1 protein-coding gene is annotated in these 552 nt (G+C 67.8%); it reads left to right on the top strand.

Annotation, left to right across the window (positions count from 1 at the left end):
- Positions 1–244: STAS domain-containing protein (locus ACH34T_RS44595; RefSeq protein WP_396027094.1), on the top strand; the 244-nt coding region annotated here is incomplete at its 5' end.
- Between the last annotated feature and the right edge of the window lie 308 nt (positions 245–552).

Below are 552 nucleotides of genomic sequence, written 5' to 3'. Positions count from 1 at the left end.
CGCCGGCGCCGCGCCGAGCAGTGGCGTGATCATCGACCTCACGCGCGTCAGGTTCTGCGACGCCAGCGGTATCACTGCCCTGGTCAAGGCATCCAAACATGCTGAGAACATGCACCTGGTCCTGGAGCTGGCCGGAGCCACGGGCCGGGTCGACCGCATCCTTCGCCTGACCGGCATCGACGACGTCCTCACCCTGCATACCGAGCCGGGGGACGCGTTGAAAGCGCTGTGCAGCCCAGTGTGACCACCACACGGCCCGGCATGCCGAACGCACATGGAACCGTCCGTCCCGAGGCTGGAGCTTGGGCCTGCTCCACGTGCTCATCGCGGTGACCGGGTATGTGATCGCCGGGCTCGGCGTCACCGTCGGGTTCCACCGTCGACCGTCGTCCGTGTGCTTTTCGTTACCTTCCCCGTCATCGTCTGCGGTCAGGTCTGGTCGGCGCGACGGCTGGGATCGTGGGGTGGGCGCAGGGAGTTCACCACGGCGGGGTCGTCGTCGATGACGGCCTGGGCGAGGTCGGCGAGTTTGCGGTTGGTGTTGCGCGCCTG

Source organism: Actinomadura sp. 9N215 (genome assembly GCF_044326345.1).
In the GTDB taxonomy this organism is placed as follows: Bacteria; Actinomycetota; Actinomycetes; order Streptosporangiales; family Streptosporangiaceae; genus Spirillospora.
This window is presented reverse-complemented; position numbering and strand designations above follow the sequence as displayed.